The organism is Spiractinospora alimapuensis (assembly GCF_018437505.1).
Lineage (GTDB): Bacteria > Actinomycetota > Actinomycetes > Streptosporangiales > Streptosporangiaceae > Spiractinospora > Spiractinospora alimapuensis.
This window is the reverse complement of record NZ_CP072467.1, coordinates 5824047-5840050: the sequence shown is the minus strand read 5'-3', so window position 1 is coordinate 5840050 and position 16004 is coordinate 5824047. Positions and strand designations below refer to the sequence as shown.

Sequence of the window (16004 nt, the reverse complement as noted above, 5' to 3'; positions counted from 1 at the left end):
TGGCCCACGAACATGACAGCCGAATCCAACTCCGTGTATTTGATGGCCTTCTTGGCCACGATCGTACTGATGCTCGGCCTGGGAATCCTGGTCGCCCGCCGCAACCGCACCGGAGAAGACTTCCTGCTCGCGGGAAGACGACTGACCATCCCGATGGTCACCGGAAGCGCCCTGGCCACCTTGGTGGGCACCGGATCCAGCCTCGGTGCCGTCAGCCTGTCGTACACGAACGGCTGGGCCGGCGCGCTCTACGGGCTGGGCGGGGCCGTGGGCATCTTCCTGCTGCTCTGGTTATTCGCCGACGCTCGTGAACACGGCTTCATGACCTTCCCGGAGGAGATGAGCTTCTACTACGGAGCGAACCGCGTCATCAAGGGCACCGTCGCCATCGTCCTGTTCCTCGCCACGATCGGCTGGTTGGGTGCGCACATCCTCGGCGGAGCGCTTTACCTCTCCTACCTCACCGGTATGGACATGGCTCTCGCCAAGGTCGTGGTCGCGGTCGGTTTCGGCCTCTACACCGTGATCGGCGGTTATCTCGCGGTCGTGGTCACCGACATGGTGCAGGGAACCATCCTGTTCCTCGGATTCACCATCCTCGCCGTGCTCGCGTTGGTGAAGGTCGGTGGCTTCGGCGCCATCAACGACGGCGCACCCGCGGCGTCGACCTCCTTCTTCGGCATCGAGGCGTTCGGTCTCGTGCCGGCGATCTCGCTCGCCGTGGTCATCGCGGTCGGAGTGCTCGCCACGCCCTCGCACCGGCAGCGCATCTACTCGGCGAAGAACACGCGGACCGCGCGCCAGAGTTTCGCGTTGGTCGGGGTGCTCTTCGCGATCTTCGCGATCGCTCCTCCCATCGTCGGCCTCTCCACCCAGGTCCTGAGCCCGGGGATGGACAACCCCGACCTCGCGTTCCCCTACCTGGCGACGGAGGTCTTCCCGCTCTGGGTCGGCGCGCTGCTCCTCGTATCCGGACTCTCGGCGACCATGTCGTCCGGGGACTCCGAAGCGCTCACCGGCGTCACGATCTTCCTGCGCGACATCAGCTACCTGGTCACGGGCCGGCTTCCCAAGGCCGAGAACATGGTGTTCCTCTCGCGGATCGCGCTGGTCGCCGTCCTGGTACTCGCCCTGTGCGGTGCCCTGCTGGCGGAGACGATCATCGACTACATCACGACGATGATCTCGACGGTGCTCACCGGCCTGCTCGTGGCCGCGTTGCTCGGAAAGTTCTGGCGGCGCACCACGTGGCAGGGAGGCCTGGGCGCGATCATCGGCGGCGCGGTCGCGGCCATGACCGTCAATCTCAGCGCCCCTCTCACCGAGTTCTGGGGCAACCCCGCGATCCCGTCGCTCGCCGCGGCGCTCATCGTCGGGGTCGTGGTGAGTCTGGTGACCCCACGCCGGCAGACCAGCGACGCGGAGGCGCTGCGCATCCTCGCCGACGAACGGGCCGAGCTCGAGGTCGGGACCCACCTGCGCCGCAGCGAATCCACCCCAACCGAGGAGCGCGAGGTGTAGGAGGGGTGGACGGTGGGGGTGGCCCCCGCGCCGCCCCCACCGTCCACCCACCGCCCGGAGGGGGCTAGGTCAGCAGGCGCGATCGTATCCGCCGGATCAGGGTGAGAGCGAGGCCACCGGCGACCGCCACCCCGCCCAGTAGGACCACGGCCGGAGGCACGTCTTCACCCGGGTATCCGGAGAGGAACAGGAGCGGCCACGTGGGCGGGAGGGCGAGCAGTGGGGACCACCAGGGTGTGGGCAGGATCCAGACGAGCACGGGTGTCAGGACGGAGACAGCGGCCACGGTCTTGATGACCACGAGGGCCTCGACCTTGTTGCTCGCGTAGGCCGTCGTGGCCAGTACGGCCAGGGGTGCGAACAGCGTGGCGAGGACGATGGCGGCCGCGAGCCCCGGCGACATAGACGGGGCCAGACCCGACACGGGTACGGCGACGGCGAGGCCGAGAAGGGCGAGCAGCGCGGCCGTACCGGCTCGGAAACCGAAGTAGCCGGTCAGTGACAGCGGTGAGACGCGGAGTATGAGCAAAATGTTGTCGTCGGTGTCCTCGGCGACGCGCAGCGCCACCACCGCTCCGACGATCATGGGAACGTGCAGCAGGACCAGTGTCGCGAACACGGCGGGGATGTGGGCGGCGAGGTCGACGCCGTGGGCCGTCCGAAGGTACTCGTCGACCACTGGGTGCGCCCATCGCAGGACGAGCGCCAACGGCAACGGGCCGAGGCCCACGGCCAGGAGGAGCGGATCGCGGTGGACACCGCCCAGTTCGTGCCGGGCCAGCCGCGTGACGGGGTGTCCCCGACGCCTGGATCCGGCGGGGCGGCGTGGGCGTACCCGGGCGGAGCTCCGCGTCGTGTCCCGCCCGGGTTCCCGGCCGGCGCGCACCGGGTCGGCCTCCTCCTTGTCCAGGCTGGATGCCTCCACGTCCGTCACGGTGTCGTGTCCGACCGCCCACCAACACACGGCCAGGGCGAACGCCACCGCGTATAGCAGAGCGATCGGCTCGCCAGGCCCCTGTGGTGTTCCCGCCTGTCCGGTCACGCCACGATTGATCAGCTCGGCGGTGGCCGTGGTGGGAACCACCCACAGCAGCGGAGTCTGGGCCACACCGGCCAGGTGGAGAACCGGGAGCACGGTGAACGGGAGGATGGCCGGCGCGGTGGCGAGCATGGCCCCCTGGAAGGTGCGGGTGCGCGCGCCCAACCCGAGACACAGGGCCACCAGCAGGATCGAGGTGAGCGCGACGCCGCCCGTGGTGTACGCCAGCGCTCCCCAGATCCGCCCGGCCGGCACGGTCACCGCGGTCATGGGGACCGCCATGGCGATCGCCGGGAGCGTCAGTACCCCGACCCGGACGAGCATGGCCTTCCTGTGGCTGACGGGGGTGATGGCCCGCGCGGCGGCGGTACCCTCGACCCTCTCGAACATGAGCAGACCGACGGCGAACAGCGCGCCGAATCCGGCCGTGTCCAGGAACAGGAGATAGGGAGCCAGCACCTGTGCCCCGGGGGCCGGCACGGCCAACAGCATCCCGGTCCACAACGCGGCCAGGACGGCCGAGACCGCCACCACCCCGTAGCGCCACACGACCCGTGCCTCCAGCGCGAACGTCGCGGCGACGCCGTTCACAGTCGGACCTGGGTCACCGCGGCGAAGACGTCGTCGAGTGTCGCCTCACGCGTGTGCAGGGTGGTCACCGAGCCAGAGTCCACGAGTGCCGACAGTGCGCCGCCGGCCCCCAGGTCCGTGAGCTCGAAGGTGCGACGGTGGGGCCGGCCGCCGACCACGTACTCGGCCACGACACCGGGGTGACCGTAGTGACGGCGGAAACCGTCCGGGGTGTCGATGGCGGCGATCCGACCATCGACGACGAAGGCGATCCGGTCGCACAGGTCCTCCGCGGTGCGCATGTCGTGGGTGGTGAGGAAGACGGTGGCGCCCCGGTCCACCTCGGCGCGGATGACCTCACGGAGCCGCGCGGCGCGAACGGGGTCCTGCCCCGAGGTGGGCTCGTCCAGGAAGAGCAGCCGGGGAAGGTTCAGCAACGCGCGCGCGAGGCTCAGGCGCATCCTCATGCCCTTGGAGAACCCGCCCACCCGCTGGTCGGCGGACTCCCCCAGGTCCACACGGTCCAGCAGCTCCGCGGTGTCGACCGTCGGACCACGGTAGAGGGAGGCGAAGACCTCCAGGTTCTCCCTGGCGGTGAGGCGGGTGAACTCGGCGGGCAGTTCGAAGCCCACGCCGATCTCCTCGTAGTACTCCCGTCCCCACTCCGGCAGGGGTCGACCGAACACCCGCACCTCACCCCCGTAACCACGCACCAGCCGGGTCAGAACCCGCTGGACGGTGGACTTGCCCGCCCCGGAGGGGCCGAGGAAACCGAAGACCTCGCCCGCTCCCACCGTGAACTCCATCCCCCGCACCGCGTCGGTACGCGCCCGGCGGTAGCGCACGGACAGGTCCCGCACCGAGATGACGTCGTGGGCGCGCTCATCCACCCTGGGCTCCAGCCGCCTCGAGAGTGTCGAACGCGTGACCCATGAGCGTGGGAAGGTCCCCGCCCCCGCCGTCCTCGACCCAGATGGTGATGGCGGTGGTGAGCACGGAGACACAAGCCGCCGCGACGACACGCACGGCCATCGGCACCTCCTCGGTCCCCGGTGGGTCGCACAGCCCTCTCTCGAACGCGATCTGGGATCCCCGCAGGCTCTCTCCCATCCGGGCCCGCAGCGCCGGAGTGTCCAACAACAGGCGGGACCGCAGCAGCAACGCCTCGCGGTCTCGTTCGTAGACCTCCGGCATCGCACGCATGACCGCGTCGCGAACCCGCCGCAGCGGAGGACGCTCCGACGGTTGGGCGCGCACCAGCTCCTCGAGCATCGGGTCGTAGTCGTCCCGCAGTACCACGTCCTCCTTGGTGGGGAAGTACCGGAAGAACGTCATGTGTGAGACCCCCGCCTGGGCCGCGATGTCCGCGACGGTCGTGTCCTCGTACCCCCGCTCGGCGAACAGGCGGAACGCCGCCTCCCGCAACGCGGCCCGCGTGCGTTCCCGCTTCCGCTCACGCCAGTCCGTCATGTCCCCCCACCAATTGACGTTAGTTCATAACATGTTACTCCATCACATTACCCTCCGGAACCCCGGACCCAACCGGACGACCGAGTTCGTCCGCTCGCGACGAGGCGGCCGGCGCGCGGAAGGCACGAGCTTCCCAGGCGCCGGATGCGCGGGGGCGCACACCCAGGACCCGACGACGCAATTGGATCCAATCTGAATACGCACCACTCTTGCCCATCAGCAACCACCCCTTCCACCGAGACCTGATGCCACCGCAAACGGCCAGGCCAGCGAAATGAGAGGCGTCCTCCGCATGGCGGCTCCCTCGAACCCCCTCAGCCTCCATCTTGACCTCGACACACGGTTGGTGACACTCTTTGCTGTGTATTGGATCCAAAAACTGAGGGATCGGTATCCACTATGAGTTCTGGTCACCCGCCTTCCCCCGCGACCTTCCTCGCTCCGAAACGCACGTGGGTGGGAGCGGACACTTTGCACGCGGTTCCCCACGGGCTGACGCGCCCGGGGGGCGCCGGCTCCGTGCTGTTGGCCGTGGACCGCGTACTCGTGGACCACCCGTCGGTACGTCTTCTGGTGGAGGAGTTCCGTGCCCTGGGGGTCGTCCCGGAGGTGGTGTCGGACTTCGGTCCGGAGCTCACCTCCGACCAGGTCGACTCCGCCGCCTGGGTGGCCCGCGCGCGCGGCGCGTGGGGGCCGTGGTGGGCGTCGGCGGCGGTTCGGTGCTGGACGCTGCCAAGATGATCGCTCTCCTCGTCACCAACGACGGGACGAGCTCGGACTGGTTCGGTGCCGTGGAGCCACCGCACCGTCCGCCCGAGCTGGTGCTGGTCCCGACCACGGTTGGCACGGGAGCCGAGGTGACCCGCGTCTCGATGATCACCGACGGGGGCGAGAAGCGGATCGCGGCCTCGGCGGCCTTCGTGCCCGACCTGGTCGTCCTGGACGAGCGGCTGGTCGCCGACCTGCCCGCGCCCGTCGTCGCGTCCACCGGCCTGGACGCGCTCGCCCACGCCAGCGAGTCGATCCTCGCCAGCAGCAGCACTCCGCTGACGGAGGTCCACGCCGAGACGGCCATCCGGCTCGTCACCGGGAACCTGGACGCGGCCTACGGCGGGGACCGGGACGCCACGGGTCGCCTGCTCGTCGCGGCCTACCACGCCGGCCTCGCGCTCAACGCCGGGGTGGTGCTCGGCCACAGCCTGGGGTACGCGGTCAACCACGAGCGGCCCCTCCCCCATGGCACGACGACGGGATTGGCCCTGCCCTACACGATCGCCTACAACCACCGCGTCGAGGAGCGCCGGGCGACGCTGCTCGCGAGCGCCCTCGTCGGAGAGCCGACGCGGGACCTACGCGCCGCCGCGGAGGAGGTCCTGGCCCTGGTTCGACGGGTCGGACAGCCGGGGTCCCTGAACGAGGCCGGTGTCCCCGCCGGCGTGGAGGACGCGATGGCGCGGCGCACCGTGGAGCTCTACCCCCGACCCACCAACCCCGAACCCATGAACCTCGAGCGTGTTCGCGCGCTCCTGACCACGATGCGCGACGGCGACCTCGAGGGTGCCTTCGCGGTCACCACGGGAATGGAGTCAGCATGACCGTCACCGGCAATCTCGTCGCTGGAGACTTCCTCGGCACTGGCAGCACCGACCTGATCGAGGTCCGCGACCCCGCCGACCTGCGCAGGACCGTCGGCAAGGTGCCCGCCATGACGGTGTCCGACGTCCGCGGCGTCTACGAGGCCGCTCGGGAGGGGGCGCGTGTGTGGCGGGCCCTCGGACCGATCGCGCGGGGGGACGTGCTGCGGGCCGCGGCCGCCAGACTGCGGGCGGAGCGGGACGGCCTGGCACGGATCATCGTCGGCGAGATGGGCAAGACCCTCGCCGAGGCGACCACCGAGGTGACGAAGGCGGCCGACTTCTTCGACTACTTCGGCGGTCTGGCCCGCCTACCCTTCGGTGAGCTCGTTCCCGACGCCCGCCCGGGGACCCAGACCCGGGTGATCCGGGAGCCCCTCGGGGTGACGCTCCTGATCACCCCCTGGAACGACCCGCTGCTGACCCCGGCGCGGAAGGCGGCCCCGGCCTTGATCGCGGGCAACGCGGTGGTGATCAAGCCGGCCACGCTCACGCCCCTCATCGTCCTGAACCTCGCCCGGATCCTGCACGAGGCGGGCGTCCCGGCAGGGGTCGTCGGCACCGTGACGGGCCGGGTCCGGGAGATGGGCGACGCGCTGTTGGACGACGACGCGCTACGCGCCGTGAGCTTCACCGGTTCCACCGAGATCGGTCTGGACCTCCAGCGTCGCCTCGCGGGCCGGCCGGTACGACTGCAGACCGAGATGGGCGGAAAGAACGCGGTCGCCGTCCTCGCCGACGCCGATCTGGAGGTCGCGGCGGACCAGACCGTGGCCGGGGCCTTCGCCCAGGCCGGACAGCGGTGCACCGCCACGTCCCGGCTCGTCGTGGTCAGTTCCGTGGCCGAGCCCCTGCTGGACGCCGTGCGTCGGCGGGTCCGTGCGTTGACCGTCTCCGCGGGGGACACTCCCGGTGTGGACATGGGTCCCGTGGTGTCGGCGGACGCGCGCGACGAGATCGTCGGCCACATCCAGCGCGCGGTCGACGACGGTTCCGAGGTCGTCGAGGGTGGTCTCGAGGCCCCCGCCGACGTGTCGGAGCACGGCGCGTTCCTGCGGCCGACGGTCCTGCGCGTCACCCGCGACCACGCGATCTGGCGCGAGGAGGTCTTCGGGCCGGTCCTCGGGGTGCTGGAGGTGGACGACGAGGAGGCCGCGGTCGAGGCCGTGAACGACTCCGCCTACGGCCTGTCCGCCGCGGTCTTCACCAACGACCTCGGCGCCGCCGAACGTTTCGTCGACCGCGTGGAGGTGGGTCAGGTCTCCGTCAACCAGCCGACCTCGGGGTGGGACATCCACCACCCCTTCGGGGGCTTCGGCCTCTCGGGGTCCGCGTTCAAGGAGCAGGGTTTGGACGCGATCCGTTTCTACACCCGGACCAAGACCGCGGCGGTGCGTGCGCTGTGAACGTTCTGGACTCCTTCTCACTCTCCGGGCGGCGCGTTCTGCTCACCGGCGGCAGTCGAGGTCTGGGGCACACCATGGCGGTGGGGCTCGTCCAAGCCGGGGCGCGCGTCGTCACCGTGTCCCGTTCGGGGGGTGACGGCGCGGACGGCGTCGTCACGATGGTCGGGGACGTCACGCGGCTCGACACGCTCGAGTCGCTGGTCGACGAGGCCGAGGGGCGCGCCGGAGGCACGATCGACTCCGTGGTGCACGCCGCCGGCGTCCAGCACCGCGCGCCCGCCGTCGACTTCCCACTCCCCGAGTGGGAACGCGTGGTGCGGACCAACCTGACCGCCCCCTTCGCGCTCAGCCAGGAGGTCGGCCGGCGTCAGATCGAGCGGGGGATCGAGGGGAGCCACGTGTTCGTCGGCTCGCTCACCTCCACTCTCGCTCGGCCCAACCTGGCTGCCTACGCGGCCAGCAAGTCCGGACTGCTGGGCGTCGTGCGCACCCTCGCCGCGGAGTGGGCGACGAGCGGCGTCCGGGTCAACGCGCTGGGCCCCGGCTACTACCGCACGGCGCTGACCGAGGAGCTGTTCCGCGACGACGCGGCGCGTGAGGAGCTCATGGGGCGGATCCCGCAGGGACGGTTCGGTCGGCCGGAGGACCTCTGCGGCCCGCTGGTCTTCCTGACCTCGGCGGCCTCCTCCTACATGACGGGACAGCTCGTCATGGTCGACGGTGGGTGGACGGCCATGTAGTCCTGGTGGCGCGACTCCGGTACGGGGCGGGGCACTTTCGGGCCGGCTGAGGATTTTCTGTCGACAGTGGGCGGTGTGCCACCGACAGTGCTCCCTCTGCGCCCTCCGGCCGGTCGGTTCGGCGCCGCGGGACCTTCTGAAGATGATCATCACGTGGGCGACCTGGTTCGGCGAGGGGTCGGAAAACACCTCGCCACCCCCTACGCTGGCACCAAAGTGTCGACACTAGGAGGTGCCTTGGTTATTGACGACGGATACGCCGACGCCGTTCTCGACCGGTTGCTGGGCCCTGAGTCCAACGACGGAAGCCTGGTCGGTCGCATCGTCCACACCGTGGCCCGCGACATCATCGAGGGCCGCCTGCTCCCCGAGGCTCAGGTCAACTCGGTCGATCTCGCCGCGCGGTTCGAGGCCAGCCGGAGTCCCGTCCGGGAGGCGCTGATGATCCTCGCCAACGAGGGGCTGGTCTACATCGTCCCCCGGCGGCGTCCGCGCGTCGCCTCACTGGACTTCGAACGCGCCCGGGAGATCTACCGACTGCGGGCCACCCTGAACGCCCTGGTCGCGACGGACATCGCCCACCACGCGACCGACGCCGACCTCGACGTGCTCCGATCCGACCTCGCCGTCATGGTCCAGGCCGTGGAGGCGAACAATCCGACCGCCTACTTCTGGGTCAACGCCTCGTTCCACGAACGGGCGGCCCGGATCAACGGCGACGTGACGCTCAAACGCACCATCGACTCGCTGGGGTTGTCGGTGCTCCGACTCCGGAGACACAGCCTGGCGATGCCCAACCGGATGGAGCGGTCGCTGCAGGACCACCTGCGCCTGATGCGGGCGTTCGAGGAGAGCGACGCCGATCTCGCCGCCGCCGTCGCGCGGTCGATCATCACCCAGGCGTTCCGGGCCCTGAGCCCGGACGCGCCCATCTTCACACCGCGAGGAGAACACCATGGAGACCCCCCCGAACCTCCCCCCTGACCCCTTCGACCTCGAGGGAACCGCCGCCGTCGTGGTCGGCGCCGGTTCCGCCGCCGCGGGGGTCGGGATCGGGCGCGCGTGCGCGCTGTCCCTGTCCGCGCGTGGTGCCCGCGTCGGGCTGATCGACCGGAACCGCGCGGCCGCCGAGGAGACCCTCTCCATGGTGCAGGCCGCGGGCGGCGAGGGATTCGCCGTCGCCGCGGACGTCGGCGCGCCCGACACGATACGGGAGGCGATGACGGCCTGCGCCGAAGCGTTGGGCGGCGTCCACGTCGTGGTCAGCAACGTGGGGATCGTGGGTCCTCCCGGCGACGCCACCGAAGTCGACCTAGACGAATGGACCGCGGCCCTGCACGTCAACGTCACCGGGATGGCCACCACCGCCCGGTACGCGATCCCCCACCTGCGAGCCGCCGGGGGCGGCTCCATCGTCAACATCAGCTCCGTCTCCGGGCTGCGCGGCGGGTATCCCCACCTCAGTTACGCGACCACCAAGGGCGCGCTGCTCAACATGACGCGTGCGATGGCGACCCAGCACGGCCCGGAGGGCATCCGCGTCAACACGGTCGCGCCGGGCGAGGTCTACACGCCCCGGGTCCGCGCCCGGGGCCTGAGCGAGGAGATGCGGACGGCGCGGCGGATGTCGGTTCCGTTGCGGACGGAGGGCGACGCCTGGGACGCCGCCGCCGCGGTGACCTACCTGGTCAGCCCCGCCTCCCGATGGGTGACCGGAGTCGTCCTACCGGTCGACGGAGGGCTCTCGGCGACGCTCCCCCTGCGGTCACCGGCGCCGCGGTCCGGTGAGTGACCCGGACGCCTCGACCGTGGCCGCCGGCGACCGTGGCGCTCCCCCGCCCTCGCCGGCACGGCCCGGCCCCTCAGCGACCCCGGCGGGGCCGGGGGTCAGGACGCCGACGGTGCCACCACCCGGACGGGGTCGCCGGCGAGGAACCGTGTGACCGCCTCCAGGGCGTCCTGGTAGAAGAGTTCGTAGTTCTGCGTGGTCACGTAGCCGATGTGCGGGGTGAGCACCGTCCTTGGGGCGTGGCGGAGCGGGTGGTGTGCCAATGGTGGTTCGGTGTCGTAGACGTCGGTCGCCAGCCCGGCGATCCACCCCTCGTGCAACGCCCGCAACAGGGACTGTTGGTCGACGATCTCGGCTCGTGAGGTGTTGACGAGCCAGGTGTCGTCCATCGCCCGGAGCTCGGACTCGCCGATGACCCCGCGGGTGGAGTCACTCAGACGCAGGTGGATCGAGACCACGTCCGCGCGTCGGCAGAGTTCCTCCTTGCCGACGGCGTGAACCCCGAGCTCCCCCGCGCGCGCCGCGGTGAGGTTGGGGCTCCACGCCAGGACTTCCATCCCGAAGGCGTGGGCGACGCGAGCCACCCGCGCTCCGATGGCCCCGAGACCCACCACGCCCAGGTGACGGCCTTCCACACCGCCCCCGACCGTGTTCTGCCACAGTCCCTGGCGCATCCGCGCGTGCTGGTCGGGGATGTCGCGCAGTGCGGCCAGGATGAGTCCCCAGGTGAGTTCCACCGCCGGGGACGTGAGAATGCGTGTTCCACACACCGTGATTCCCCGCGCGGCCGCGGCGTCGACGTCTACGACGGAGTTCCGCGCGCCTGTGGTGACCACCAACCGCAACCGGGGCAGCCGCGCGAGGAGTTCCGCGGGTAGAGGAGTGCGTTCCCGCATCACCACGAGGACGTCGGCCACCCGGTGACGCTCCTGAAGGGCCACGGCGTCGGCGAGGTGGTCGTGGAACACGTGGACGTCCAGGTCGTGCGGGCTCGCGCTCCAGTCCACGTATGTCCTGGCCACGTCCTGGTAGTCGTCGAGCACGTGAACCACGGTGGTCCGCTGATCCGGCACTGGTCGCTCCTGGGATTGTCGTCGAGTTCCCCTACCAAGCACGCACTATTGTCGACAGATTGCCCTCAGTCAAGGCCTCAAACTCGCCTCCATCTGGTTATTCTCGACAGCTATTGATCTTAAGTGTCGACACTGTTAACGTCGCCGTAATCGACGGCAGGGATACGCCGGTGCGACGTCGAAACACGACGGAAGCACTCGCGCCCGGCGTCGAACTCGCCCCTCCGGGGCCCGTCGCACGGCGGACCCCGGTGTCACTCCCGTCCGCACGAGACCGGTGGACCCAGCGGGTCACGGTCCCTCGTGCGCCTGAGCTCGCTCGTCGAGCCCTCAGTCACCCAGAGAGGCCAGGCCCCGTGGATTCCAACGAACGGTATGAGCGTGGACTGTCCGTACGCCGGAGCGTCCTTGGCTCCGAGTACGTCGACAGCGCGTTGGCTCCCCAGGACGAACAGTCCAAGGCGTTGCAGCAGGTGGTCACCGAGCTCGGCTGGGGATTCATCTGGTCGCGGGAGCAATTGCCCCGCAAGACCCGGAGCCTCATGACCCTGGCCCTGTTGACGGCGCTCAACCGGCCACGGGAGCTCGCCGTCCACGCGCGCGGCGCCGTCAACAACGGGTGCAGCAAGGAGGAGATCAGCGAGGCGATCCTCCACTGCATCCCCTACGCCGGCATCCCGGCCGCTCTCGACGCGATGCACGTGGTCAACGAGGTCGTCGACCAACACTGACCAGGCCACCCCCCGTCTGGATTGGAAGGCAGATCCCATGAACGCATCCAAGAAACTGTCCCTGCCGGCCTGCGCGCTCTCCGTGGTCGCGCTCGCCGGCTGCGGGTCCATCAGCGGCAGCGACGAGTACCCGCAGGGCGAGATCACGATGATCATCCCGTTCGGTCCGGGCGGCTCGACGGACCCGATCGGACGACAGTACGCGGAGCATCTGGAAGAGGAGCTCGACACCAGCGTCGCCGTGCTCAACCGCGAAGGCGGGGGGTCGGCGGTCGGAACCACCGAGATCGCCCAGGCGTCCCCGGACGGCTACACGATCGGGCTGTGCGTCGACGGCTCCCTGGCCCTCACGCCGCAGCTCCAGGACCTGGAATACAGCGTCGACGACCTCGAACTCATCACCGCCCTGGTGACCCAGCCCGCGAACCTCGCGGTCCACGCCGACGCGCCATGGCAGGACCTGGAGGAATTCGTCGAGTACGCCCAGGAAAACCCCGGTGAGATCCAGCTCGGCAACTCCGGCGCGGTGTCCCAGACGGACCTCGAGATCCGCAAGCTCTCCGACGCCCTGGACACCGACATCCAGTCCATCGACTTCGCCGGTGGCGGAGAGGCGCTCACCGCCCTGCTCGGTGGACGCATCGACGGCGTCATCGGGCGCGGACCGACCGTCGCCGGAAACGTCGAGGCCGGAGAGCTCCGCGTGCTGGGCACCTACAACGAGACGGAGTACCCGTTCCTGCCGGACGCCACCCCGTTCGCCGAGCTCGGCTACGACATGCCGCAGACTCCGGAGATCGTCGGCATCTGCGCACCCGCCGACCTGCCCGACGACGTACGGGACGCCCTGGTCGAGGCCTCTCAGAACGTGACGGAAAACGCCGACTTCAACGAGTACCTCGAACAGAACGGCTACGTCCCTACCCCCATGCCGCCCGAGGAGTACTCGGAGTCGCTGGAGGAGTACATCGACGTCTACGGCGAGATCATCGAGGAGCACGATCTTGCCTGACCGGTCCCCCTCTCCGCGTCCTCCGGATGGATAACGTGCCATGACCGTGACAAGCGCAGAACCAAAGACCGCGAGGCCAGGGCGGGGGCGGCTCATCATGGGCGTCGTCGGCGTCCTGGGCGCGCTGGTGTACCTGAACGAGATCCGTGGAATGCGGCTCGGGACCGTGGCGGAGCCGGGTCCGGCCCTGTTCCCCCTGCTCCTCGGGGCCACCTTCGCCACCATCAGCCTCGCGGTCGTGTGCGCGGAGCTCGTCTCGCCGCGTGACCGGACCCCCGACGTCTCACCCCCGCAGGGGGGTACTCCCCCTGAAGACGCGACGGACCGGTCCGAACCTGTGGGCGGGACGCGGGAAAGGTGGCGCGACAAGCGCGAACTCCTGCTCCTGATCGGGCTGTTCGTCGCCTACGCGATCCTGCTCCCCCACCTGGGCCACTTCGTGGCCACCCTGCTCTTCTGTCTGGTGTTCCTCCGCACCGTGGGGCGTCTCTCCTGGATCCGCGTCGCGGTGTGGTCGATCGTCTTCTCGGTCAGCGTCCACGTCCTCTTCGTGGGAGTTCTGGGGGTCCGCCTCCCGATCGGACTGATCAGTATCTGAGGAGGTCCTCATGGATGCTTTGGCCGGACTGGCCCAGGGCCTGAGTGTGGTCCTGAGCGTTCAGAATCTCGCCCTGGTCTTCTTCGGGGTCCTGCTTGGCACGACCATCGGCGTCCTGCCGGGGCTGGGAACGGTGGCCGGCGCGGCCCTCGTCCTGCCGATCACGTTCGCGCTCGAACCGGCCGGCGGCCTGATGATGATCGCCGGCATCTACTACGGCGCGATGTACGCGGGCTCGACGACATCGATCCTCATGAACGTCCCCGGCGAGGCGGCCTCCGTGGTGGCGACCTTCGACGGGTACAAGATCGCCCGTCAGGGACGCGCGGGCCCGGTCCTCATGATCACCACGATCGGGTCGTTCGTCGCCGGGTCGATCACCGCCGTGCTGGTGACGTTGTTCGCGCCGCAACTGGCCGCGCTCGGGCTCAGCTTCGGTCCGGCCGAGTTCTTCGCCCTGATCGTGGTCGGACTGATCGTGTTGTCCACCGTGTCCGGTGGTGGGTTGCTGAGCAACCTCTTCCCACTGGTTCTGGGCCTGATGGTCGGCACGATCGGCCAGGAGCCCGTGTCGGCGCTCTCCCGGTTCACCTTCGGCAACTCCGAACTGGCCCAGGGGATCGACATCGTGCCGGTCGCGGTGGGCGCCTTCGGCATCGCGGAGCTGATGTTCCTCGCCGAACGCAAGATGCGCACACCCAACGTGAGCCAGGTGCGGGTCCGCGACCTCGTGCCGTCGCGGGAGGAGCTGCGGCGCTCGGTCATGCCGTGGCTGCGTGGCACCGCGGTCGGCGGGTTCTTCGGACTCCTCCCCGGCCCCTCCGGGATAATGTCCACGTTCGCGTCCTACCGGATCGAGAAGAGCGTCTCCAAGCACCCGGAACGCTTCGGCAAGGGCGCGATCGAAGGGGCCGCCGGTCCCGAGGCCGCCAACAGCGGCGCGGCGACGTCCAGCGTCGTGCCCGTGCTGTGCCTGGGACTCCCGTTCTCCGCGACCCTCGCGCTGATGCTCGGCGCGATGATGGTGCACGGCGTCCAGCCGGGACCGACCCTGATCGTGCAGCACCCCGAGATCTTCTGGGGCGTCATCGCCTCGATGTTCATCGGGAACCTGATCCTGGTGATCCTCAACGTGCCGTTGATCGGTATCTGGGTGAGCTTGCTGCGCACTCCGGCGCACCACCTGTTCACCGTGATCCTGCTCGTCGCGGTGGTCGGCTCCTTCAGCGTCAACAACAGCGTCCTCGACGTCTACCTCCTGTGCGTGTTCGGCGTTCTGGGGTACCTGCTCAGGCGCTACGACTTCCAGATCGCGCCCCTGGTCCTCGGCGTGATCCTCGGACCCTTCCTGGAGCGCTACCTCGTGCAGAGCCTCTCCCTGGGGGGAGGGAGCATCCGGTACTTCCTGTTCAGCTCCCCCGTCACCACGGCGGTCTGGGTCGGTGCCGTGGTCGCGTTGCTCGGCGTCCTCGCCCGTCGGCTGGTCCGCCGCGGCCGCGGTGCCCCCGAGCGGGACGCGACACCTCTCGGCACGGACCACGAGGACGGCACCGACGGCACAGAGGACCAGGACACCACGTCCAACACGGACACATCGATCAACGGCCAGAAGGGTGACGAGCGTGCTGAGGCTTGACGGCAAGGTCTGCATCGTGACAGGTGGAGGCGCACGCGGTGACGAGATCGGCAACGGGCGGGCGACCGCGATCGCCTTCGCCCGCGAGGGCGCCCGTGTCCTCGTCAACGATCTCGACGCGACCGCCGCGGAGCGCACCGTCGAGATGATCACCGACGAAGGCGGCGAAGCGGCGAGCTTCGTCGGTGACCTGACCGACCGGGCGACGGCCGAGAGGATGGTGGACACGGCGGTCGACCGATGGGGACGGCTCGACGTCCTGCACAACAACGTGGGAATCACCGTCGGGGGCACCGTCGTGGACGTCACCGAGGCCACGTGGGACCGGGTGATGGAGGTGAACGTGAAGACGATGATGCTCGCCTGCAAGGCGGCCGTCGGCGCCCTGGAACGGAGCGGTGGCGGGTGCGTCATCAACATCTCCTCCATCTCCGCCCTGCGGCCGCGCGGCCTCACGCCCTACACGGCGTCCAAGGGAGCGGTCATCGCGCTGACCGAAGCGCTCGCGATCGACCACGCCTCGGCGGGGATCCGCGCCAACTGCGTCGCCCCCGGGCCGATCTACACTCCACACGTGGCCGGGGACGGCATGTCCGACGACCTGCGGGAGCGTCGGCGCCGGGCCTCCCCACTGGGGATCGAGGGCAGTCCGTGGGACGTCGCCCACACCGCGGTCTTCCTCGCCTCAGAGGAGGCCCGCTACATCACCGGCGTCACGGTGCCGGTCGACGGTGGGGTGATCCTGACCAGCGCCGCGCGGTGACGGTGTCGGCGGTGGGCGGAAC

Annotated in this window: 16 protein-coding genes; 12 read left to right on the top strand and 4 right to left on the bottom strand. The window is 69.8% G+C overall.

All coding sequences use genetic code 11. From position 1 onward, the window contains the following. Positions 1 to 12: 12 nt before the first annotated feature. On the top strand, positions 13 to 1521 hold the full coding sequence (locus J4H86_RS27090) for a sodium:solute symporter family protein (protein ID WP_236541133.1): 1509 nt from the start codon (positions 13 to 15) through the stop codon (positions 1519 to 1521). A gap of 64 nt (positions 1522 to 1585) precedes the next feature. Here J4H86_RS27090 and J4H86_RS27085 read toward each other — a convergent pair whose 3' ends face one another. The 3 genes from J4H86_RS27085 to J4H86_RS27075 are packed head-to-tail and all read right to left on the bottom strand — an operon-like array spanning position 1586 to position 4600. Continuing rightward, the gene (locus J4H86_RS27085) at positions 1586 to 3151 is read right to left on the bottom strand and encodes a fluoroquinolone export ABC transporter permease subunit (protein WP_236541132.1); all 1566 of its coding nucleotides are present in this window, start codon (positions 3149 to 3151) and stop codon (positions 1586 to 1588) included. Beyond that, entirely contained in the window at positions 3148 to 4020 is an 873-nt protein-coding gene (locus J4H86_RS27080) for an ABC transporter ATP-binding protein (protein WP_236541131.1), read from the bottom strand. The genes J4H86_RS27085 and J4H86_RS27080 overlap by 4 nt, the downstream gene beginning before the upstream one ends. Continuing rightward, positions 4013 to 4600, bottom strand: coding sequence for a TetR/AcrR family transcriptional regulator (locus J4H86_RS27075; protein ID WP_236541130.1), 588 nt, complete (start codon positions 4598 to 4600; stop codon positions 4013 to 4015). Before J4H86_RS27075 ends, J4H86_RS27080 begins: the two co-directional genes overlap by 8 nt. Before the next feature lie 471 nt (positions 4601 to 5071). Here J4H86_RS27075 and J4H86_RS27070 point away from each other — a divergent pair, with 471 nt between their 5' ends. The 6 genes from J4H86_RS27070 to J4H86_RS27045 all read left to right on the top strand — a co-directional run bounded on the left by J4H86_RS27070 (position 5072) and on the right by J4H86_RS27045 (position 10172). Beyond that, entirely contained in the window at positions 5072 to 5341 is a 270-nt protein-coding gene (locus J4H86_RS27070) for a hypothetical protein (protein ID WP_236541129.1), read from the top strand. After that, on the top strand, positions 5338 to 6195 hold the full coding sequence (locus J4H86_RS27065) for an iron-containing alcohol dehydrogenase family protein (RefSeq protein ID WP_236541128.1): 858 nt from the start codon (positions 5338 to 5340) through the stop codon (positions 6193 to 6195). The genes J4H86_RS27070 and J4H86_RS27065 overlap by 4 nt, the downstream gene beginning before the upstream one ends. Then, positions 6192 to 7640, top strand: coding sequence for an aldehyde dehydrogenase family protein (locus tag J4H86_RS27060; RefSeq protein ID WP_236541127.1), 1449 nt, complete (start codon positions 6192 to 6194; stop codon positions 7638 to 7640). Before J4H86_RS27065 ends, J4H86_RS27060 begins: the two co-directional genes overlap by 4 nt. Continuing rightward, positions 7637 to 8380 carry an SDR family oxidoreductase gene (locus J4H86_RS27055; protein WP_236541126.1) on the top strand — a complete coding sequence of 248 codons (744 nt, stop codon included), beginning with the start codon at positions 7637 to 7639 and terminating at the stop codon, positions 8378 to 8380. Before J4H86_RS27060 ends, J4H86_RS27055 begins: the two co-directional genes overlap by 4 nt. 237 nt (positions 8381 to 8617) lie before the next feature. Continuing rightward, positions 8618 to 9364 (top strand): GntR family transcriptional regulator, encoded by a 747-nt coding sequence (locus J4H86_RS27050; protein WP_236541125.1) that lies wholly within the window; start codon positions 8618 to 8620, stop codon positions 9362 to 9364. Then, the gene (locus J4H86_RS27045; RefSeq protein WP_236541124.1) at positions 9336 to 10172 is read left to right on the top strand and encodes an SDR family NAD(P)-dependent oxidoreductase; all 837 of its coding nucleotides are present in this window, start codon (positions 9336 to 9338) and stop codon (positions 10170 to 10172) included. The genes J4H86_RS27050 and J4H86_RS27045 overlap by 29 nt, the downstream gene beginning before the upstream one ends. 95 nt (positions 10173 to 10267) lie before the next feature. On the opposite strand, the gene J4H86_RS27040 is transcribed toward J4H86_RS27045, so the two are convergent. Then, positions 10268 to 11242 (bottom strand): D-2-hydroxyacid dehydrogenase family protein, encoded by a 975-nt coding sequence (locus tag J4H86_RS27040; RefSeq protein WP_236541123.1) that lies wholly within the window; start codon positions 11240 to 11242, stop codon positions 10268 to 10270. Between the two features lie 356 nt (positions 11243 to 11598). On the opposite strand from J4H86_RS27040, the gene J4H86_RS27035 reads away from it, so the two are divergent. Genes J4H86_RS27035 through J4H86_RS27015 form a run of 5 tightly spaced genes read left to right on the top strand, consistent with a single transcriptional unit; the run spans position 11599 to position 15982 of the window. Continuing rightward, the gene (locus J4H86_RS27035; RefSeq protein WP_236541122.1) at positions 11599 to 11973 is read left to right on the top strand and encodes a carboxymuconolactone decarboxylase family protein; all 375 of its coding nucleotides are present in this window, start codon (positions 11599 to 11601) and stop codon (positions 11971 to 11973) included. A gap of 37 nt (positions 11974 to 12010) precedes the next feature. Then, a complete protein-coding gene (locus tag J4H86_RS27030; protein ID WP_236541121.1) occupies positions 12011 to 12985 on the top strand; it encodes a Bug family tripartite tricarboxylate transporter substrate binding protein in 975 nt (324 codons plus the stop codon). A 40-nt stretch (positions 12986 to 13025) separates the two neighbouring features. Next, positions 13026 to 13583 carry a tripartite tricarboxylate transporter TctB family protein gene (locus J4H86_RS27025; protein ID WP_236541120.1) on the top strand — a complete coding sequence of 186 codons (558 nt, stop codon included), beginning with the start codon at positions 13026 to 13028 and terminating at the stop codon, positions 13581 to 13583. A 10-nt stretch (positions 13584 to 13593) separates the two neighbouring features. Then, positions 13594 to 15219 carry a tripartite tricarboxylate transporter permease gene (locus J4H86_RS27020; RefSeq protein ID WP_236541119.1) on the top strand — a complete coding sequence of 542 codons (1626 nt, stop codon included), beginning with the start codon at positions 13594 to 13596 and terminating at the stop codon, positions 15217 to 15219. Then, positions 15206 to 15982 carry an SDR family NAD(P)-dependent oxidoreductase gene (locus J4H86_RS27015; protein WP_236541118.1) on the top strand — a complete coding sequence of 259 codons (777 nt, stop codon included), beginning with the start codon at positions 15206 to 15208 and terminating at the stop codon, positions 15980 to 15982. The genes J4H86_RS27020 and J4H86_RS27015 overlap by 14 nt, the downstream gene beginning before the upstream one ends. The last annotated feature ends 22 nt before the right edge of the window (positions 15983 to 16004 follow it).